At 58.2% G+C, this 20,386-nt stretch carries 19 protein-coding genes; 10 read left to right on the top strand and 9 right to left on the bottom strand.

What is annotated here, in order from left to right; genetic code table 11:
• Positions 1 to 24 precede the first annotated feature (24 nt).
• Positions 25 to 819 (bottom strand): SDR family NAD(P)-dependent oxidoreductase, encoded by a 795-nt coding sequence (locus tag PY308_RS20440; protein ID WP_275786374.1) that lies wholly within the window; start codon positions 817 to 819, stop codon positions 25 to 27.
• A gap of 171 nt (positions 820 to 990) precedes the next feature.
• Here PY308_RS20440 and PY308_RS20435 point away from each other — a divergent pair, with 171 nt between their 5' ends.
• Entirely contained in the window at positions 991 to 2,217 is a 1,227-nt protein-coding gene (locus PY308_RS20435; RefSeq protein ID WP_275786371.1) for a TIGR03862 family flavoprotein, read from the top strand.
• Positions 2,218 to 2,334: 117 nt separating this feature from the next.
• Positions 2,335 to 4,080, top strand: coding sequence for a gamma-glutamyltransferase (gene ggt / locus PY308_RS20430; protein WP_434064178.1), 1,746 nt, complete (start codon positions 2,335 to 2,337; stop codon positions 4,078 to 4,080).
• Between the two features lie 72 nt (positions 4,081 to 4,152).
• On the opposite strand, the gene PY308_RS20425 is transcribed toward ggt, so the two are convergent.
• Both PY308_RS20425 and PY308_RS20420 read right to left on the bottom strand, forming a co-directional pair.
• Complete coding sequence (locus tag PY308_RS20425) at positions 4,153 to 4,752, bottom strand: alpha/beta hydrolase (protein WP_275786368.1); 600 nt, start codon at positions 4,750 to 4,752, stop codon at positions 4,153 to 4,155.
• Between the two features lie 11 nt (positions 4,753 to 4,763).
• On the bottom strand, positions 4,764 to 5,696 hold the full coding sequence (locus tag PY308_RS20420; protein ID WP_275786365.1) for a VOC family protein: 933 nt from the start codon (positions 5,694 to 5,696) through the stop codon (positions 4,764 to 4,766).
• A gap of 382 nt (positions 5,697 to 6,078) precedes the next feature.
• Between PY308_RS20420 and PY308_RS20415 the strand changes: the two genes are divergently transcribed.
• The 4 genes from PY308_RS20415 to glgX all read left to right on the top strand — a co-directional run bounded on the left by PY308_RS20415 (position 6,079) and on the right by glgX (position 9,532).
• Positions 6,079 to 6,288 carry a cold-shock protein gene (locus PY308_RS20415; protein ID WP_113242549.1) on the top strand — a complete coding sequence of 70 codons (210 nt, stop codon included), beginning with the start codon at positions 6,079 to 6,081 and terminating at the stop codon, positions 6,286 to 6,288.
• Positions 6,289 to 6,462: 174 nt separating this feature from the next.
• Positions 6,463 to 6,678 carry a hypothetical protein gene (locus PY308_RS20410; protein WP_275786359.1) on the top strand — a complete coding sequence of 72 codons (216 nt, stop codon included), beginning with the start codon at positions 6,463 to 6,465 and terminating at the stop codon, positions 6,676 to 6,678.
• 191 nt (positions 6,679 to 6,869) lie between these two features.
• A complete protein-coding gene (locus PY308_RS20405; protein ID WP_275786356.1) occupies positions 6,870 to 7,250 on the top strand; it encodes a DUF6481 family protein in 381 nt (126 codons plus the stop codon).
• A 203-nt stretch (positions 7,251 to 7,453) separates the two neighbouring features.
• Positions 7,454 to 9,532 carry a glycogen debranching protein GlgX gene (gene glgX / locus PY308_RS20400; RefSeq protein WP_275786352.1) on the top strand — a complete coding sequence of 693 codons (2,079 nt, stop codon included), beginning with the start codon at positions 7,454 to 7,456 and terminating at the stop codon, positions 9,530 to 9,532.
• Positions 9,533 to 9,563: 31 nt separating this feature from the next.
• Here the strand turns inward: glgX and glgA are convergent, their stop codons facing one another.
• The 3 genes from glgA to PY308_RS20385 all read right to left on the bottom strand — a co-directional run bounded on the left by glgA (position 9,564) and on the right by PY308_RS20385 (position 12,945).
• On the bottom strand, positions 9,564 to 11,042 hold the full coding sequence (gene glgA / locus PY308_RS20395) for a glycogen synthase GlgA (RefSeq protein WP_275786350.1): 1,479 nt from the start codon (positions 11,040 to 11,042) through the stop codon (positions 9,564 to 9,566).
• Between the two features lie 558 nt (positions 11,043 to 11,600).
• A complete protein-coding gene (locus PY308_RS20390; protein ID WP_275786348.1) occupies positions 11,601 to 12,275 on the bottom strand; it encodes a spermidine synthase in 675 nt (224 codons plus the stop codon).
• A gap of 13 nt (positions 12,276 to 12,288) precedes the next feature.
• The gene (locus PY308_RS20385) at positions 12,289 to 12,945 is read right to left on the bottom strand and encodes a TetR/AcrR family transcriptional regulator (protein WP_275786345.1); all 657 of its coding nucleotides are present in this window, start codon (positions 12,943 to 12,945) and stop codon (positions 12,289 to 12,291) included.
• 103 nt (positions 12,946 to 13,048) lie between these two features.
• Here PY308_RS20385 and PY308_RS20380 point away from each other — a divergent pair, with 103 nt between their 5' ends.
• Complete coding sequence (locus PY308_RS20380; RefSeq protein WP_275786343.1) at positions 13,049 to 13,333, top strand: hypothetical protein; 285 nt, start codon at positions 13,049 to 13,051, stop codon at positions 13,331 to 13,333.
• Positions 13,334 to 13,453: 120 nt separating this feature from the next.
• Here the strand turns inward: PY308_RS20380 and pncB are convergent, their stop codons facing one another.
• Complete coding sequence (gene pncB / locus PY308_RS20375; protein ID WP_275786340.1) at positions 13,454 to 14,758, bottom strand: nicotinate phosphoribosyltransferase; 1,305 nt, start codon at positions 14,756 to 14,758, stop codon at positions 13,454 to 13,456.
• Positions 14,759 to 15,042: 284 nt separating this feature from the next.
• On the opposite strand from pncB, the gene PY308_RS20370 reads away from it, so the two are divergent.
• The 3 genes from PY308_RS20370 to derI are packed head-to-tail and all read left to right on the top strand — an operon-like array spanning position 15,043 to position 17,061.
• Positions 15,043 to 15,828 (top strand): DeoR/GlpR family DNA-binding transcription regulator, encoded by a 786-nt coding sequence (locus PY308_RS20370; RefSeq protein WP_275791218.1) that lies wholly within the window; start codon positions 15,043 to 15,045, stop codon positions 15,826 to 15,828.
• Complete coding sequence (locus PY308_RS20365; protein WP_275786338.1) at positions 15,825 to 16,592, top strand: triose-phosphate isomerase; 768 nt, start codon at positions 15,825 to 15,827, stop codon at positions 16,590 to 16,592. The genes PY308_RS20370 and PY308_RS20365 overlap by 4 nt, the downstream gene beginning before the upstream one ends.
• A 25-nt stretch (positions 16,593 to 16,617) precedes the next feature.
• Positions 16,618 to 17,061 carry a D-erythrulose-4-phosphate isomerase gene (derI, locus tag PY308_RS20360; protein ID WP_275786336.1) on the top strand — a complete coding sequence of 148 codons (444 nt, stop codon included), beginning with the start codon at positions 16,618 to 16,620 and terminating at the stop codon, positions 17,059 to 17,061.
• Positions 17,062 to 17,124: 63 nt separating this feature from the next.
• Here derI and PY308_RS20355 read toward each other — a convergent pair whose 3' ends face one another.
• Both PY308_RS20355 and PY308_RS20350 read right to left on the bottom strand, forming a co-directional pair.
• Complete coding sequence (locus PY308_RS20355; protein WP_275786334.1) at positions 17,125 to 18,078, bottom strand: IS110 family RNA-guided transposase; 954 nt, start codon at positions 18,076 to 18,078, stop codon at positions 17,125 to 17,127.
• A 263-nt stretch (positions 18,079 to 18,341) separates the two neighbouring features.
• Positions 18,342 to 20,129: a trimethylamine N-oxide permease gene (locus PY308_RS20350; RefSeq protein WP_275786332.1), complete on the bottom strand. Its 1,788-nt coding sequence runs from the start codon at positions 20,127 to 20,129 to the stop codon at positions 18,342 to 18,344.
• Positions 20,130 to 20,386 lie beyond the last annotated feature (257 nt).

Below are 20,386 nucleotides of genomic sequence, written 5' to 3'. Positions count from 1 at the left end.
CGAGCACAGCAACGAATCTATGGATCACGGCATGAGCTGGCCGCCATTGACCTCGATGATCTGGCCGGTGATGTATCCGGAAAGGCTTGGCGAAGCGAGGAAGAGATAGGCTCCGACACAGTCGTCAGGTGATCCGACGCGTGCCATCGGCACCGTTTTCCGCTGGGCCTCGAGCATATCCCGATCGGTGTAGCGGTCGTGGAAGGGGGTCGAAATGATCCCCGGGGCCACCGCGTTGACGCGGATATTGTCTCCGACAAACTCCTTGGCATGGCCGCGGGTGATCGTGGACACGAAGCCTTTGGCAGCAGCATAGAGAATTGCGCCGTTGCCGCCGCCGTTGCGGGCTGCAATCGAGGTCGTGTTGATGATGAAGCCACCCTGCTTGCGCAACCAGGGATGCGCCGCCCTCGCCGCGGCGAGAACCGAGCGGCCGTTGAGGTCCATGACCTTTTGATAGTGTGCGTCGGTCATCTCAGCGGTCGCCAGTCGGCCGAGCATGCCGCCGGCATTGTTGATCAGACCATCGAGCCGTCCGAAATGACGGGCGGCGTCCTCAACCACGCGTTCCGTTTCGCCTTCAGCGGAGACATCCCCTTGAACCAGCATCGCCTTGCCGCCGGCATCTTCGACCTCCGCCAGCAGCCGGCCTGCAGCATCGACACTCTCGTTGTAATGGATGGCAACGCTTGCGCCCTGCGCGGCGAAGGCCCTCGCAAGTGCCGCCCCGATTCCTGTGGAGGCGCCGGTAATCAGCACGGCCTTGCCTTCAAGGTCCGCGATTTTCACGCCATGCCACATGTTTTGTCCGTTCGCCATTGCCTTGCCCTCTCCTTATCCGTGTCGGCGATGAACATAGGCGCGAAAGCTTGGCTTTCCAGCCATCCTGTCGATGATCACACCGACAAAGCCTTCGCATGTCATCCGGCACTTGCGCAAATGCTGCGGAGGTCGCAAGACAATAATCCGAAACCGATATGGCACGGACTTATGACTGGAAAGCAGATCGCGATCATCGGCGGTGGTCCCGCCGGGCTCATGGCGGCAGAGACCCTGTCACAGTCCGGCCATGCCGTCACGATCTATGACGCCATGCCGACCTTCGGCCGCAAATTTCTGTTGGCGGGCAAGTCCGGGCTGAACATCACGCATTCGGAAGATTATTCACGCTTTGCCACGCGGTTCGGCGCAGCCACCGCCAATCTCCGCTCGGCGCTCGAAGGCTTCACCCCCGACGATGTGAGGGCCTGGGCGTTCGGCCTTGGAACGGAGACATTCGTCGGGACGTCAGGCCGGGTTTTCCCGATCGCCATGAAGGCCTCGCCGCTGCTGCGCGCCTGGCTGCGCCGATTGGAAAGCCGGGGCGTCAATTTCCGGTCACGTCACCGGTGGACCGGCCTTGACGGATCCCACCTCGTCTTCGATACCCCTGGTGGCAGCCTGCAGGTCTCGTGCGACGCCGTGCTGCTGTCGCTTGGCGGCGCCAGCTGGCCGCGGCTTGGCTCGGACGGAGAATGGTCAGGCATTCTGACGTGCAATGGCGTCGATATAGCACCCTTGCGGCCGGCAAATTGCGGCTTTGACGTCGGTTGGAGTACGGTTTTCAAAGACCGCTTTGCCGGTGCGCCGCTCAAATCCGTCAAGGTCACGTCGGAAGCCGGCAGTTTTTCCGGCGAATTCGTCGTCACCCGCCATGGCATCGAAGGCAGTCTCGTCTATGCCCATGCTGCGGCCTTGCGCGACAGGCTTGAGCTCGGACAGGCCGCCGATCTTGTCGTCGATCTTGTTCCGGGCAGGGATGCGGCGCGTCTGGCACAGGATTTTGCGCGGCAGGGCGGCAAGGCAAGCCTGGCGACACGCCTGCGCAAGGCCGCCGGCCTTGAAGGCGTGAAAGCGGCTTTGCTGCGGGAAATCGTTCCGGAGGCTGCCCAGCTCCGCCCCGAGGCAGTCGCCATGCTGATCAAGGGCCTTCCCATCCCGTTGGTGTCACCCCGGCCGATCGCCGAGGCGATATCGTCTGCAGGGGGCATTCGTTTCACGGCGCTTGACGATCGCTTCATGATGAAGGCTCTGCCAGGTGTCTTCGCCGCCGGAGAAATGCTGGACTGGGAGGCGCCGACGGGCGGCTACCTGCTCACGGCCTGTTTTGCCACGGGCCGTGCTGCGGCCCTTGGTCTTGTGGAGTGGCTCGCGTCGCATTCGCCTACGACCCGATAGGGCTCTGCAGTCGCGCACTGGCATCTCCGCCGCTCAAAATTCAAAATAGCCGATGGTATTGGCGGACAATCTCGGCGAAGATGAAACATCCGAAAAACCGGAACCGGGACCCCGATCATGAAACCCGTCATTCGCCTTGCCGCGACCTTCGTTCAATGCCTGTCGATCGCCTTTCTCCCCGTGTCGCCTGCCTTTGCCGCATCGCCGGAGCCTGTCAAGGCAGAGAATGGCATGGTCGTCACAGCCCAGAGACTGGCATCCGACGTCGGCATCGAGATCCTGAAGAAGGGCGGCAACGCCATCGATGCCGCCGTCGCGGTGGGCTATGCGCTCGCAGTCGTCTATCCCACTGCCGGCAATATCGGCGGCGGCGGCTTCATGACGATCCGGCTGAAGGATGGCAATACGACCTTTCTCGATTTTCGCGAGCGTGCGCCGATGGCTGCGACCAAAACAATGTATCTCGACGAAAAAGGCGAGATCGTGAAGGGGCGCAGCACGGACGGCTATCTGGCTGTCGGTGTGCCGGGCTCGGTCATGGGGCTCGAGACGGCCCGTGAACGCTATGGAACCATGCAGCGCCGGGATCTGATCGCCCCAGCGATCGATTTCGCCAGGAACGGTTTCGTTCTGTCACAGGGCGATGTCGCTTCGCTGGCTAGCGGCGCGAAGAAACTATCGAAGGACAGGGAGGCCGCCGCGGTCTTCCTGAAGCCGGACGGCAAAAGCTACGGCGTCGGCGAAAGATTGATACAGCCGGATCTCGCTGCGAGCCTGGCTAAAATATCGGAAAAGGGAGCCGACGCCTTCTACAAGGGCGAGATTGCCGACAGGATCGTCAAGGCCAGTACCTATTCCGGCGGCATCCTCGCCAAGGCCGACTTCGAGCAATATACCGTGCGGGAACTGAAGCCTGTGACCTGCAACTACCGGGGCTACGACATCGCGTCCTCGCCGCCACCAAGTTCGGGCGGCGTCATCATCTGCGAAATTCTCAATGTGCTGGAAGGCTATCCGCTTTCCTATATGGGTTACGGTTCGGCAGAAACGGTGCATGTCATGATCGAGGCAATGCGCCATGCCTATGTCGATCGCAATTCGGCCCTGGGCGATCCGGGCTTCGTCAACAATCCTGTCGATACACTGATCGACAAATCCTACGCAGCCAAAATCCGCGACAAGATCAATCCATACCGGGCTGGCATCTCGCAGGATCTCATGCCGAAAGGCATGGGCGAAAGCACGGAGACCACGCATTATTCCATCATCGACAGGGACGGCAACGCGGTTGCGGTGACCTATACGCTCAACGGCTCCTTCGGCGCCGGCATCGTGGCGGCGGGAACAGGCATCCTGCTCAACAACGAAATGGACGATTTCACGTCCAAGCCCGGTGCACCCAATCTTTACGGCCTGGTGCAGGGCGAGGCTAACGCCATCGAGCCCAAGAAGACACCTCTGTCCTCCATGAGCCCGACAATCATCTCAAAGGACGGCCAACCCTTCATGGTCATCGGCAGCCCCGGCGGCGCCCGCATCATCACGATCACGCTCGAGGCGATCATCAACGTCATCGACCATGGAATGACCATACAGGAGGCGATCGATGCTCCCCGTATCCATCACCAATGGCTGCCGGACAAAGTCTATATGGAGCCCTTTGCGCTCTCGTCCGATACGCTGAAACGCCTGACCGAAATAGGCCATGATGTGGCGATCGACCAAAGCTGGCCTGTCTGGGGTCAGGCTGCAGGCATCCTCGTCGGCGGCAAAAACCTCAAGGAAATAGAAGCGGGCGGCGGCGCCCGCTATTCGGGCGCGATCGACAGCCGCTCGGCAGCCGGTGCCGCACGGGGGTATTAAAGGCCAGCCACTACGTCGCGCATTCATGCGACGACACGCCTCTTCTCGATGCCGGGAGAAGAGGCGTGTGGATCAACCGACGAAGCGTTGCACTGCCTCGATTTCATTCTGGCGGATATCGTGGCCGCCGGTGTGCCATTCCAGGTCCACGACGGCGTGCTGCGCGGCAAAATAGTCGGCGAGCGCCTGGGTGAGCGGCGCCGGGCAGATCGGATCCCGCTGGCCGGCGGTAATCAGGATTTTTCTGCCTGCCAGCGCAGCGTTGTCCTTCGGCGCGAACGGGATGAGCGGATGCAGGAGAACCGCTTTGTCGAACAGATTCTTTTCGATCAGCAGATTTGCCAGAATATTGGCACCGTTCGAAAATCCAAGACCGATCACCTCGGTTGCCTGGTGTTCATGCGCGAGTGCCTCGATAAACTCCGCCATCTTCTCCGTTGCCCGGGCAAGGTCCGCCATATCGTATACGCCTTCGGCGGTGCGCCGGAAGAACCGCGCCGCGCCATGCTCCGAAACGTCCCCTCGCGGTGAGACAATCGTAGCTTCGGGCAGCAAATTGCTGCCGAAGTCGAAAAATTGCCGTTCGTCGCCGCCCGTTCCGTGAAAGACGAAGAAGATCGCATGTCCCGGGGTGCCGGCCTTCAAACGATGTACATATCCATACTCAACCATTGCAGTGCTCCTCAGCCGTCCAGCTTTTCGAGTTGCTGTTCCAGGATCGGCCGCAGATGCTTGTGCTGCTGCGGCAGCTTCAGCGCCTCGCCGAGATGGGCCGTATCTTCGTCGCGATCGAAACCCGGCTCGTTGGTGGCGATCTCGAACAGGACGCCGCCGGGGGTCCGGAAATAGATCGCCCAGAAATAATCGCGGTCGATGACCGGGGTCACCTGATAGCCGGTGTCCATCAAGGCCTTGCGGACCTCCAGCTGCTTTTCACGGTTTTCGACCGAAAAGGCGACGTGGTGAACCGAGCCGGCGCCCTGAAGCCCGCGCTGGATATTGGGCATGGTTTCGAGGTCTATCAGCCCTGCACCATTCCCCTTCGGCACGATAAGCCGCGTCACGCCGTCTTTGCTGTCGAGGGTGTCATAGCCCATGAACTTCAACAGCTCGGCAGTCGCGCCTTGGTCGCGCAGACGCATGGCAACGGAATGGAAGCCGCGGATCGCATAATCTTCGGACACGCCGTTTTCGGTCCAGGCGGGACGCGCGTCGTTACGCACTTCCACCAGGGCAAACCCGTCGCCGTCCGGCCCCGCGAAGTTCAGGCGCTTCTCGCCAAAGGTCTCTTCCGCCTTGAGGCCCGTTATGCCCCGTTGCGCCAGCCGGTCGCTCCAGAACCCGAGCGAACCTTCAGGAACAGAAAAGACGGTCGTGCCCACCTCACCGGTGCCCGGCCGTCCACGGCCCATATGCGGAAAAGGAAAATAAGTCATGACCGTGCCGGCGGTGCCCGTCTCGTCGCCATAATAAAGATGATAAACGTCGGGCGAATCGAAATTGACGGTTTTCTTGACGCGCCGCAAACCGAGCGTGTCGGTAAAAAACTGGTTGTTCGTGCGGGCGCTCGCTGCCATCGATGTGACGTGGTGCAATCCCTTGATCTGGGTGAGCATGATCTGATCCTTTCCATCCGGTTGCCGGACGTTGCCTTCGCTTTCTAAATGTGTCCGTCCGGGCCGTTGCGATAGATGCGTGGCAATAGACGCATTGTCTCCAAATCGTGAACAAACCTTGTGTTTCGTTCAATCATGCAGCCGTCGCATGCGGGAAACGAATAGGAATACAACCGATGTTGGTTTTTGAATGCTCAGAAAACTAAAGGTTGACACCCAGGGCATTGGAAACTATAAGACTGTCATCGATAGTTGTTTGACTGATATTTGTTTCTGCCCGCGCTTGACGCGTCTCTGACGAACTTCCCTTCAAAAATCGAAATAAAGTAGCCACTGTGCGTCGCACGGTGGCGGATATATGTTGCTATTGAAAGGGTTCGTTATGACCACTGGCACAGTAAAATGGTTCAATTCCACCAAAGGCTTCGGCTTCATTCAGCCTGACAACGGCGGCGCGGACGTGTTCGTTCACATCTCTGCTGTAGAGCGCGCCGGAATGCGCGAAATCGTCGAAGGCCAGAAGATCGGCTACGAAATGGAACGCGATAACAAGTCGGGCAAAATGTCCGCTTGCCAGCTCCAGGCTGCTTAAAAATCGGATGACGCCTCGCCGGTGACCACGGATGTACTGGCATCGTTGAAGAGGCGTATTCCAATCGAAGGTCAGGCCTAAAGCCTGGCCTTTTTTTTGGCCTCTCAGCCAAACGCGCGCCGCCGTTTACGGATGATCCGAGAAATGGGCCTGCGCCAACATCAGGATGTCATTTTGACCGAGAATTCAGTGAAAGCCCGCGAACAGGCGGAATCGGCTTTCAGCAGAACGCAAACGCAATTCATGGCCCGCAACCGGACTATTTCCGAAATCGACGATGTCGCTGCTGCGCGTGACGAAAAAACATTGAGGCTGCGGGAGTTGCGCCTCGAGAGAGAGGCCGCCGCGCCTGCAGCTATTCCTGTTGTGCGCAAACGTACCAAGCGCTGATCAGGTTGCTATCTCCCGAGACGGTGCAATATGGTTTCGGCGGGACACCAGCAGGGCTTTCTTTTTTTAAGCTTCCCCCTATCTTGATAAAGCGCAAAATGCGAAATAGCGGTGGAGATGGCCTTGGGCTGGCTCCATTTCCGGCAATGGGCCGGCATAAACGATAATCTACCGAACAAGGACGACGAAGATTGAGACACGCATCCGATAATGGCTTTGCCGATCGGCGCAAGGCTGCGGCCGAAGCCAAGCAGCAGCTCCTGAAGAAGTTTGCCTCGGCGCCGAAGCCGGACGATCCGGAACTGGCGTCCAAGCTTGCTGAACGCCAGGCAAACGCTGCGGCGCGCGAAGCCCGTCGCGCCGAGCGGGAGCGGGCGAAGCAGGAAGAGCATGACAGGCAACTGGCCGAAGCTGCTGCCCTGACCGCTGCGGCGGAGGCAGAGGCCAAGGCGGAGGCCGTCGCACGCGAAGGCGCGGAGCGCGATCGCATCTCCCGGGTCATAGCGGACGAAGCCGAACGCAAGGCGGAACGAGACCGTCGTTACGCTGCTCGTAAGGCGCGTCAGCGCTAGACATTTCGCAGAGCGAACCAACTGTTTTAAGGCCTCTTCAATGCAAGGAAGGGGCCTTTTTGTCGTATGCGGGGTTGGAGCGATGTCGCGTTTTTTTCATCACTGGCCGGACAAACCCTTATTTTTTGCGCATCACGACTTGCTATGGAACAATTGACGCACTGCACAATTAATGAAGGTTGTGTTTTGAGGGTGGGTTAAAGATGGATGCCAAGGTAAGGCAATACGAAGTCGAAGCGGGCACTTGGCATAAATTGGGCGCTGTGCCCGACAAGGATGGCGTAAATTTTGCTCTGTTTTCCGCACATGCCGAGCGGGTTGAGTTGTGTCTTTTCGATGAGACGGGCTCAATAGAAACTGCGCGCATCGAAATGCCGGAATATACAAACGAGGTCTGGCACTGCTACGTCCCGGATCTGAAACCCGGCGCACTTTATGGCTATCGTGTCCACGGACCCTTCGATCCGGCAAGTGGGCACCGTTTCAACGCAAACAAGCTTCTGATCGACCCCTATGCGCGAGAATTGGCCGGCGACGTTTCCTGGTCCCAGGCAAATTTCGGATATGTGCTCGACAGCGCGGAAAAAGATCTGTCCTTCGACACCACGGACAGTGCTCCCGGCATGCCGAAATGCCGGGTTGTCGATTCCACTTCCTATGATTGGCAAGGCGACAGACCGCCATCAATTCCTTGGTCGAGAACGATTTTTTACGAAACGCACGTCAAGGGATTCACCCAGCTGCATCCGGCGGTGCCGGAAAATCTGCGCGGCACCTTCGAGGGTCTCGGCGACAAGGCGATTGTCGATTATCTGAAAAGCCTCGGCATAACCTCAGTCGAACTGCTGCCGATGCATTATTTCCCCGACGACAGCCATTTGCTCGATCGTGGACTGAAGAACTATTGGGGCTATAACAGTCTGGGTTTCTTCGCACCGGCGTCGCGCTATTATGGTCCTCGGAAGATGGACGGATTTCGCGACATGGTTCGCGCTCTTCATGATGGCGGGATCGAGGTTATCCTGGACGTGGTGTATAATCATACCGCCGAAGGCAATGAGCTTGGTCCGACGCTGTCCTTCAAGGGTATCGACAATTTCTCCTATTATCGCACCCTGCCGACCGACCACCGGTATTACATCAACGATACCGGCACTGGAAATACCGTCAACACGTCGCATCCCCGCGTTCTGCAGATGGTCACGGATTCGTTGCGCTACTGGGTCGAGGACATGCATATCGATGGGTTCCGCTTCGACCTCGGCACTATTCTGGGGCGGGAGCCGGAAGGTTTCGACGAGCGCGGCGGTTTTTTTGACGCCGTGACCCAGGATCCGGTGCTCGCAAAGGTCAAGCTTGTCGGCGAGCCTTGGGACATCGGTCCAGGCGGCTATCAGGTGGGTGGCTTTCCGCCAGGCTGGGCCGAGTGGAACGACAAATACAGGGATACGGTGCGCGACTACTGGAAAGACACGGACGGCACGGCGCCGGATTTCGCCGCCCGTCTTCTGGGCTCCGGTGATCTTTACGACCAGCGCGGCCGGCGGCCTTGGGCCAGCGTCAATTTTGTCACCGCCCATGACGGTTTCACGCTCAACGACCTTGTTTCGTACAATGACAAGCACAACGAGGCGAATGGAGAAGACAACAAGGATGGTCACAACGACAACCGTAGCTTCAACTACGGTGCGGAGGGACCAACGGACGACGAGGGCATCAACGCTGTCCGTGACCGGCAAAAACGCAATCTCCTGGCGACATTGCTGCTCTCGCACGGGACGCCGCTTATCCTGGCCGGCGATGAGTTCGGGCGCAGCCAGCTCGGTAACAATAATGGCTATTGTCAGGACAGCGAGATCAGCTGGGTCCATTGGGAAAACCTGCCGCCCAGCGCAGATGCGCTGCGGGAATTCGTGCGCACGCTTATTCACCTGAGAGCGGAGCAGCCGCTGCTGCGGCGGGAAAACTGGCGGGACGGCATGATCGTCACGTGGCTCAATCCCGGCGGCGGCGAGCAGACCCCCGAGCAATGGGCCGATGGCGGAAGCACGACGATCGGCGTCCGGCTGTCACGGGACGATTTGAAGACTGTCGATCATGTCTGGCCGGAGCTGTTGCTGCTTTTCAACCCTCATGAAGGGCCTGTGCCATTCGTCATGCCCGAGTTGGCGTCCGGAGCTTGGAAATTGGTGCTGATGACCGCCGATAGCGGTCAGGATCGCATACAGGACGGCGTCATCGAAATGCCGCCGCGCAGTTTGATGCTTTTTCATCCGGAATAACCGCGCCATCTGCCTCGAAGGGCTGCCGTGCTTACTCGGCGGCCCTTGCCGTGAATATCGACGAAGCCTTGCCGCCTTCAATGAGGTCGGTATAGAGCGCGGCATATTGCTCGGCGCTCCGCTCCCACGAAAAATTGGCTTTCATCGCCTGATTCTGCAGTCGTGCCCATTTTTTTGGATCATGATAGGCAGCAAAGGCGCGGTGGATGGAAAGCCTGAGATTTTCAGCCGTCGCAGGGTGAAACTGAAATCCGGTCGCGACCCTGGCCGTTACAGCCGCATCATTGGCGTCGATGATAGTTTCCGAAAGGCCGCCGGTTCGCGACACCACCGGAATTGCACCGTAACGCAAGGCGTAAAGCTGGGTCAGGCCACAGGGCTCGAATCGGGAGGGCTGAATGACGAGATCTGCGCCGCCATGGATAAGATGGGCCGTTTCTTCATCATAGCCAATGCGTACGCCAATGCGATCTGGGTACCGTCCCGCGGCGGTTAACAAGGCATTTTCGACAAATTGTTCACCCTTGCCGAGCACGATCAACCGTCCCCCAAGATGGGCGATCTCTTCGGCGACTTCTGCGAGCATGTCGCCGCCCTTCTGCCAGGTAAGCCGCGTGACGGCCGCGAAGATCGGTCCGGGTCCATCGTCAAGACGAAAAGCTTCGAGCAGTTTGGCGCGATTGACGGCCCTTACTCTTATGGTTTTATGATCGTATTTCGCCGGGAGATAGCCATCGGAAGCGGGATTCCAAATCTCCGTATCGATACCGTTGACAATGCCGGTCAATGCCCCGGGACGCGAACTGAGCGCCCCCTCCAGCCCCATGCCCAGCTCCGGCGAGACGATCTCGCGGGCATAGGTGGGGCTGACCGTCGTAATGGCAGTTGCCGTGAGAATGCCGCCCTTGAGATAGCTGATATCCCCGTAATATTCGAGTCCATCGATGGAAATCGTCTCCTGAGGAAGACCGATCTGCCCCACAACCCATTTCGGATACTGTCCCTGAAATGCGAGATTATGGATTGTCAAAACGCTCGGCAGATTCCGGCCTGCAGTCGAATATTTCATATAGACGGAGGTAAGCGCCGTTTGCCAATCGTGGGTGTGCACAAGATCGGGTCGCCAATCCTCGATAAGTCCGTCGGAAATCGCCGAGGCCACATAGGAGAGCACGGCGAACCGCTTCCAGTTATCGGCATGGTCTCGTCCGTTTTCATCGAGATAGGGGCCGCCGGGGCGACTATAAAGCGCCGGAGCATCAAGAATCAGGAGGTCCAGCTGCTCGTAACGCGTCAACAAGATGGAAGCGGGAGCCCCGAACAAATCCGGAAAATCGTGGACAACGGTGGTCTCGCCCAGTTTGGCCAAGAGTGTGGGATAACCGGGAACCAGCGTGCGCGTGGAATAGCCATATGCGGCAAGCGCTTTCGGCAAAGACCCGGTGACGTCGGCAAGGCCGCCGGTTTTGATCAACGGAAAAATTTCCGACGTTACCGAGAGTATTTTCACGTAAGCTTCGTTCCTTTTTAAGGGTATCCACATCCGCAGATGCTGTCGATAAGGGAATGCGCTGAGAGGCATGATGTTGCAAAGTCGGGTTGATGTCCCCAAAAAAGTGCAGTGCACAAAACATTTCTTTGCGCCGCACAATCAAGGGGGACGCTGCGAGACTCGCTGCCGTGAAAGTAGCAGAAAGAAGCGCGATGGATCAAACCGGTTCGCGGGCAGCCTTCGTTGTCTGTTCCAGCGGGGCATCATGGGCAACGACCGGAAGTCCGTGTATCCTCGTGGATGACGGAGCAGCCGTGGCTGTGTCTTCTTCTGCCGCACGGACCGCATTTCGCCAATGTTGCCGGTGTTTGCCGTCGATGGCCTATCTCAGCCTCCGTTATGACAGTCATTGTCTTCTCCGCTTTATGCGCAACGAAACAACCGCGAAAACGGCATTTGGTTCCGGCGAAATCCCATCGTCTCAACGCGCGCCCTGACGCAATCGCTCATGGAAAAGTCGGTGTGAGCGCCGCTGCAACGAGTCCGGACACTGTTCAAGAGAAAATCTGTAGCTGGCTATTTCTTTGTAGCCAGCCAGATGACATGGCGGGCGCCAGTACCTTTTGTGCTTGCCCGGACTTTCAATTCTTCGGCGAGAAAACCAGCGTTTTGCAATCGCCTTGTAAAGGCTGCATCGGGAGCAGATGACCAGACGGAGAGGATGCCGCCCTGGCGGAGTGCCTTTTTCGCGGCAAGAAGGCCGGACAAGCTGTAAAGGTCATCATTGGCCTTGCGCGTCAGTCCTTCCGGCCCATTGTCCACGTCCAGAAGTATGGCATCATAGCTGCCTGTTGCGGCGCGGATGAGCTGACCGACATCATTTTCGACGATGTTTGTCCTGGGATCGTCCAGGCAACCATCAAAAACGTCGGCCATTGGTCCTCTCGCCCATTCAACGACAGCCGGCACGAGCTCGCTGACTGTAACCTGCGCATCGAAGGGCAGCACGCCGAGCGCGGCCCTCAGTGTAAATCCCATTCCCAGCCCGCCGATCAGCATGTGTGGCCGAGGCCGCTGCCGGATACGTTCATGGGTAAGCCGCGCAAGAGCTTCTTCCGAACCGCTCAAGCGGCTGTTCATCAGTTCGGTCGCTCCAAGCATGATGGAGAATTCGGCGCCGCGCTGCTTCAGGCGCAGTTCTCCGCCGCCATCGGGTATCGTTGCCGTGTCGAGGTGGGTCCAGGGGATCATGCCGCGTTTCCTGTCAGGACGATCGGCAAAATGAGTTGATGGCGGCTTCGCAAGCCCGCATGAAGCGCATCGAAGGGCCTTCGCTGCCAGTTGCAAGTTTACTCACCTGCGCGCCCTCCATCAGAAGGGACAGCGTATCGGACAAAAGCTCCGGCTCTCTGGCGCCGGCGTCATGGCAGAGCTTTTCGAGGCGTCTGCGCTGGGCGAGCTTGAATTCCTCGATGACCACATGAGCCGGATGGTTCTGCTCCTTCAACTCGACCGCCGCATTGGCTAGATCGCATCCATATCGGTCGTCAGCCAGACATTGAGCCCGGCCTCGTACCCACCCCAGAAGCCGCGCCATGGCGTCATTGGGATGAGCGGTCTCCAGCTCCTCCCAGAAAGCCGATGCCATTTCAGATTTGAATTTCAGGGTTTCACAAATCAAATCGTCTTTTGAGCCGAAATGACGATAGAGCGTCATCTTGTTCGTATCGGCGGCTTCGGCTATCGCATCGACGCCGATGCCCCTGATTCCATGCTGTCGAAACAGCTCGCAGGCCGTCGAAACGATCCTGTCTCTGGGTGCTGGGCGCAGCGGCACACAGTCACCTTTTTCCAGCCTTAGATCTGCCGGCTTCGCCGACGATACGGATTTGGAATTTTTCTGCACGAGCGTTCTTGACATGGGTGTGACCGGTCGGTAACTATACAGATGTTACTTACTGGTAACACCACATCTCATGGATGTCAAGTGAAAGACCCCGGCGGATACCCGTCTGCCGGGTATGATGATGAACCCGAAGGAATACCCGATGCAGCAGCCAAACAGCGATTTGACCATCTCTGAGGTTCTGAGCGATCCGATGATCCGCGCCATCATGCGTGCGGATGGCGTGACCACGAATGAAATGAAAACATTGCTCTATTCGGCAGCCAGTGCGTTGCGCCAGATGCAGCCTGGCGCCGTTGGCGCGAAAAGCCACACGGCCAACCTGCTTGCGGCGCCCAAGCGCCGCCTGTTATCCATGGTTCATCCGCTTGCCGTGCGCTCTGACTTCAGGATGAGCGCCTGAGCAACACGACCGATCTCCCAGCGCGCCGCTTCCGGTGGCGCGGAAAAAGCCCAGCCGGACGCCTCCACCGGCTGGGCTTTTGTTTTTCCACGGCATCAAGGCTGTGCATTGCAACCGTTGCTACACGCGAACAGCCTGTTCGGTAAAATCTTCAGTGCCAAAGAACCTGAGGTAGCGATCGACTTCGGCGGGATCGCCCGTCGCCTTGCGCGGATTGTCCGACAGCTTGACGGCAGGACGCCCGTTGGCGTCGATAACCTTGCAGACGATGGAAATCGGATCAAGCCCGCTGAGATGCATCGGCGCGCAACCTGCAAAGTCATTGGTGAGGTTCGTGCCCCAGCCGAAGCTCATGCGAACCTGACCATGGAAGTGGCGATAGGTTTTGATGATCGTCTCCACGTCCAGCCCGTCCGAGAAGACCAATAGCTTCTCCCTCGGGTCGCGACCCTTGCTGCGCCACCAGCCTATGATCTTTTCGCCCCCCTCGATCGGCGGCGCGCTATCGGGACGAAACCCGGTCCAGTCGGCAACCCAGTCCGGAGCGTTGCGCAAGAAGGCGGCGGTTCCGAAGGCGTCCGGAAGAACAATCAGTAGATTGCCGCCGTAAAGCCGGTTCCAGTCCTGCAGGACCTTGTAGGGCGCCTCACCGAGTTCCAGATCAGTCCGGGCGAGCGCTGCTGCGACCATCGGCAGCTCATGGGCATTGGTGCCGACGGCTTCGAGATCGGTGTCCATGGCAAGCAGCACATTGCTGGTGCCGGTGAAGGATGTTCCGATGCCTTCCTTCAAGGCCTCGACACACCAGCGTTGCCACAGGAAGCTGTGGCGTCGGCGCGTACCGAAATCCGAAATGCGCAGGTCGGGATAGTCGCGAAGCCGCTCCACCTTCGACCACATCTTCGCTTTCGCACGGGCATAGAGGACGTCCAGCGCGAAAGGGCCCATATCTTTCATGGCTGAACGCGAGCGAAGCTCGTTGATGATGGCGAGCGCCGGGATTTCCCACATGGTCGTGTGGGTCCATTTTCCGGGAAAGGTCAGTTCATACTGCCCGTGCCGACGCGACAATTCGTAGTCAGGAAGCTGGAAGTCCGCCAGCCAGGCCAGGAAATCCGGCGAGAATATCTGCTTGCGACCATAGAAGGTATTGCCGGCGAGCCAGATCATCTCCTTCTTGGTAAAGTGCAGCCCGCGCACGTAGTCAAGCTGTTCGCGCAGTTCCTGTTCATCGATCTCGTCGGTGAGAAGCACTGTCTTCGTGCGGTTGATCAGCGAAAAAGTCGCGTCCACCTCGGGATATAACCGCCAGATCATCTGCAGCATCAGAAGCTTGTAGAAATCCGTATCGAGAAGGCTGCGAATGACGGGATCGAGTTTCCAGGCATTATCATAGACGCGCCGGGCAATGTCAGTCTTGGGCATAAAATTCCTCCTGCACGCCCACTCGTCCGGCGCGCGTTCCCGTCATTTGTCCCAGCGCTTCCAGTGATACGGTTGCCGGCCCTCAAGGTCAGTCATGACATAAGCTTTCCCTGCCCTGCAACCCGTCACTCCTGAATTGCCGCGTGATCAGCTTCGCCGTCGATTTTAAAGACTCTTCCGGCATCAATAATTGTAACGAAAAATTATAACAAAATAACACACAGAAGTTGAAAGGAACGGAAATGTCTGTTAACTAGCAAATGAACGCAGATATCGGACGCGATATGAAGCCGGATGACCGCCGACAATTGATGATGGAAATGTTGATGGAGACCGGATCGGCAGCCATCGAAGAATTGTCCGTCCGCTTCGGTGTCAGCAAGATGACCATTCATCGCGATCTTGACGAGCTCGAGCAGGCGGGCCTGCTGCGAAAGATTCATGGTGGGGCGTCAATTCAATCCAGTCCGCAATTCGAAAGCGATTTCCGGTATCGTGAAAGGATAGCCGCTGACGAAAAGCGGCGGCTGGCCCGGCATGCTGCCCGGCTTATCGAACCTGGTCAGATCATCATTATCGATGATGGATCAACGGCAGGCGCTCTGGCTGGCTATATCCGGGATCTGCGGCCGTTGACCGTCATCACCAATAATCTCGGCGTCATCATCCAGCTCGCCCCTGTCGCCGGTATTAACGTGATTTCGCTGGGCGGTCTTTACAGCAGCAAATTCAACGGTTTTTTCGGCGTTAACACGCAGGAGGCGCTTCGGTCGCTGCGCGCCGATCTCGCCTTTCTCTCAAGCTCCGCCGTAAACGGCAATGCCGCCTTTCATCAGGATCAGGAGGTTGTCCAGACCAAGCGTCAGATGATGAAATCGGCCGAAAAATCGTATCTTTTGGTGGATCACGGAAAATTCGGCAAATCCGCGTTGCACTTTTTGACGAGGCTTGACGGGTTCCAGGCCGTTCTGACGGGCGATGAACTCGACGCGCCTTATGCTGCGGCGCTGCGTGAAGGCGGCATCACTCTTGAAACCATAGGCGGGGACGCCGCGGGGGACATTGCATGACGAAATCGTCCATCTGGGTCGGCACAAGCTGGAAAATGAACAAGACTCTCGCAGACTCTCTGACGTTTGCGAATGGCCTTGCCGATGCGGATGCGGAACGGGACATCCGCATCCAGCGCTTTGTCATCCCGCCCTATACTGCGGTGCGGCAGGTCAAGCAGCGTTTGGCCGAAACAAGCGTCAAGGTCGGGGCGCAGAATATGCATTGGGATGATGCCGGTGCATGGACCGGTGAAATCTCCCCGCTGATGCTGACGGACTGCCATCTCGACATCGTCGAGCTTGGCCATAGCGAGCGGCGGGAATTTTTCGGCGAGACGGACGAGACCGTGGGCCTGAAAGTGGCCGCAGCTATCCGGCACGGGCTTGTTCCGCTGATCTGCATCGGCGAGACGCTGGCCGAGAGGGAAGCGGGCAATGCCGATGTCGTTCTGAAACGCCAGGTCGAAGGCGCGCTCTCCTTTGTGGAAAGCGGCGACACGGAAAAACCGGTGCTGCTTGCCTATGAGCCGGTCTGGGCAATCGGCGTCAACGGCATTCCAGCGTCTGCTGATTATGCCGACGAGCGCCACGGCCTGATTTCGCAATGGGCGAAAGAAATCCTCGGCGTGTCTGTGCCGGTTCTTTACGGCGGCAGCGTCAACAGCGGAAATTGCGAGGAGCTTATCTCCAAGCCGCATATAGGCGGGCTCTTTATCGGTCGCTCTGCCTGGAACATTACGGGCTATCTCGATATCCTCGGCCGCGTTGCCGCAGCCATCTGACGATCAACACTGGAAAGGAACGACCATGAAAATCGCAATCGGTGCCGACAGTGCCGGCAAGCCGCTTCTCGACGTTATCGAGGCGCATCTGGCGACAAAGAGCAATTTACAGGTGACCAACCTCAGCCGCTCGGGCTTTTACGCCGATCTTTCCAAAGGTCTTGCCGAGACGATCGTCAACGGTGAAAACGAGCGAGGGATACTCATCTGCGGAACTGGCATCGGAGTGAGCATCTCGGCAAACAAGGTTCCGGGTATTCGCGCGGCTTTGACCCACGACACCTATTCCGCCGAGCGGGCCGCCAAGTCCAACAACGCCCAGATCATTACCATGGGCGCCCGCGTCATCGGCCCGGAACTGGCAAAGGCCGTCGTCGACAAATGGCTGGAATCGGAATTCGACCCGAACGGCTCGTCCGCCGGGAATGTAGAGGCAATCGACAGGCTCGATGCCGGCAAGGCGCAGTGAATCAGCGTCTTGTCGCTGTGTCGTGCAGACTGCCGTGACCTTATTGATAAAAAAGTAACGGTGTTACGGGTCAAGCACCGTTGCCCGATATTCACGCATTCGAGCGTTTAGAATTATGATGATCCTGCGCATGACGGCGACGAGAGCAACCTTTCCGGGCTTGCCTTTGGCTTTCAGTCGATCGAACACGGCTTTCATGGCGGGATCGAAGCGGATTGCCGGTAACGCGGCGATGTAGAGAGCGTCCCTTACCGGTTTTCGACCACCTGTAATCATCCGTTTTCCACGCATCAGGCCACTGTCGCGATTGATTGGGGCGACACCGACGAGCTTTGCGATCTGGCCTTTGTCCAACAGCCCGAGTTCGGGAAGCCCGGCGATCAGAATGCATGCGGTTCGCAGTCCGATGCCCTTGAGCGAGGTGAGGACTTTCGCTTTGTCGGCAAGGTCTTTGTGCGACTTCAGGCAGGTTTCCATGGCATCGACCACCGACTGGCGCTGTTGCAGCAGGAATGACAGCGTTTCTTCGATCCAGGCCTTGGATTTGTTATCGTCGCGATTACGCAGCTTCTCCCGCCGGTTCTTTTCCTGCACGATCATGTGCGATAGTTGCTTGTAACGTGAAACCAGATCGATCATCGCTGTTTGAGCTGGCGAAGATGGGGTGAGAACTTTGGTTTCCATACGCTTGGCGTAGTCCGCCAGAACGAAGGCGTCGATCCTGTCGGTCTTGGAGAGCTGGCCGCAGGCGCGCGCGAACTGCCTGATCTGTTTGGCATTCACCCGTGCCACCGGCAGGCGAGCAGCCAGCAGGGCATCTACGACGGGTCGCTCGTAGCCACCAGTCGGTTCCAGAACCAGGCGCGCGACGTTATCCAATCGAGCGATGAAGGCGAGAAACTGGGCAATCCCGGAGGCATCGTTGGCAAAGCTTGCCAAGTCGATCTCGGGAAGCACGCAGATATCGAAGGAGGATTTTGATATGTCGATGCCGATAAAACGGTTAGTATAGGTCATGAGGCTAACGTCTCCCTTATACGCGAGCGAGAAGCTCTCTCAACGGTTCGACTAAGCCTCGAAATGCGCAAAGGGTTATGCTTTTTTACGAACGAAAGTTCAGGCCCGCGAGGACCAACCGCTTTGCGCATCGTCATCAAGGTGTTGCAACCACCCAATGACAAACGAGGCCGGAACATCATAACAATGTTCCAGCCTCACAATGTATAAGGACCCGCGCATCCTCGTGATGCGCGGGTCTCTCTTGCTGGTTTGCTGTCGGGTCAGGCCGGAAGTTGGAAGTAGGCGTTTGCGGCGAGCACGACGGCAAGGCCGGCTGCAAGCGCAACATAGGGCAGGATGCCGGCTTTCCTGACGCCTAGATCCTGCCCCACAAGGCCAAGGTCTTCCATGGCGCCCGCCGGGAATTTTCCGCCGTCGCGTATGTAGTGGCGATAGGCGAAGACCGGCAGGATGAGAGCTGCGAAGATGAAGCCGACCCACAGCGCGTTGGAATAACCCCAGACCTTGGCGCCGGCGCCGAGGAATAGCGCGTTGACAAAGGCGAGCACGGTGTTGAGGCCGATCAGCCAGGTCGGTGCTTTCCAGGGGCGGGCAATATGGCCGGAATCCATGCGGTGGATCCAGCCGGCATTGAGGTTGAGGAAGTTGAAGATGATATAGCCGACATTGGACACGGCCAGCACGAAGAAGTAGCCGGCCACGTCGGAGGCGATGGCCAACAGGATGAGGTTGAAGGCAAAATCGGTCCACATGGCGCGGGTCGGGGCGCCATGCTCGTTTGTGTGATCGAGATATTTGGGCAGCCAGCCGTCCTTCGCACCCTGATAGAGAGTCCGAGACGAGCCAGCCATCGCGGTCATGATGGCGAGGAAGAGCGCCATGATCATCAGGACGACGAGGATCTGCGTAACGATCTGGCCGCCATGGACGAGACTTGCCAGGGCTTCCGCGACACCCGTGCCATCGACGATACCGGGAGCAAGCATGCCCGCATGGCCGAGAACGCCCTGGAACGTGAAGGGAATAAGGAAGAAGAACAGGCAGCAGAGAAGGCCGGAATAGAAGATTGCCTTGAACGTATCGGTTTTCGGGTTCTTCAATTCGCGGGTATAGCACACGGCCGTCTCGAAGCCGTAGGTCGACCAGGCAGCGATATAGAGGCCGCCGAGGAACAGCGTCCAGCCGCCATTGCTCCAGACGCCGTCAATGCCGGAATAGCCCGCCGTCGGCGGTACGAGGTTGGTGATATTGGCGCTGTCGATCTGGCCGGAGAAGATCGGATAGAGGCCGATGATCAGGAGGGGCAGGAGAACAATGATGGCGAGCCATTTCTGAACGCTGGCCGTTCCCTGAATGCCGCGATGCTGGATCGCGAAGATGATCAACATCAGGATGCCGCCGATCACGAAGGTGGTGTTCAGGTTTGCCTTAGCAAGAAACGGAATGTCGAAGCTGGCGAGCGACCAACTCCGGATCGCCGGTGTCAATGCGGCAACGGCATCGACTGACAGTAAAGCGGAGATTGCGTCCTGTGGCGTCTTGCCGGCATTGGCGGCGAGCCATTCAGCGACCCGCGGGCTTTCCGCGGTCAGGGTCGCCATATTGGCGCTGATCCATTCCATGACGGCAGGCGAATTGGCGCCCGGAATGGGGAAAAGCGCGTTGAGAATATAACCGGCCGCGATGGCACAGCCGAGTGACAGGACCGGGGACCAGGCGAACCAATTGCACCACACCGACAGCGGCGCGATGAATTTCGAATATCGCAGCCAGGCAGTGGCGCCATAGATGGAAGCGCCACCCGACTTATTGCCGAACATGCCGGCAATTTCGGCATAGGTGAAGGATTGCAGGAAGCCCATTACCATGGAAATGATCCAGACCACGAAGGCGAGCTTGCCCGTCGTGCCTGCGATGCCGCCGATGGAAAACAGCACCAGCGGCGGTACGCCGGCCGCAACCCAGAAAGCCCCTTTCCAGTCCAGCGCGCGGATCAACCCGGTGCCCGAGGCAGCGGTGGATCCTTCCGTCTCAACGATAGATGCCATAAACAGTCTCCTCGACCAGTTTTGTCTTGAAGCGCATTTCCGCGCGTCCCCTTTAATGATGGTTTCGCCGCGGCTTTCTCGCCGGCGGCGCCTGCGTTCTGCAGTGTCGCCACCTGTTCCCGTTTCAATTTGTCGCCGCAACTTATTCTCATAGTGAATTTTTTTTCTTCTCGGTCAAGTCTCTCTTTACTTTTCAAGGTTGCCCGTCGATAGTTTTGCCATATTGCCAGCGCACAAACCGGGGTGCCTTCGGGGCG

It is taken from the genome of Pararhizobium gei (genome assembly GCF_029223885.1).
Lineage (GTDB): Bacteria > Pseudomonadota > Alphaproteobacteria > Rhizobiales > Rhizobiaceae > Pararhizobium > Pararhizobium gei.
This window is presented reverse-complemented; position numbering and strand designations above follow the sequence as displayed.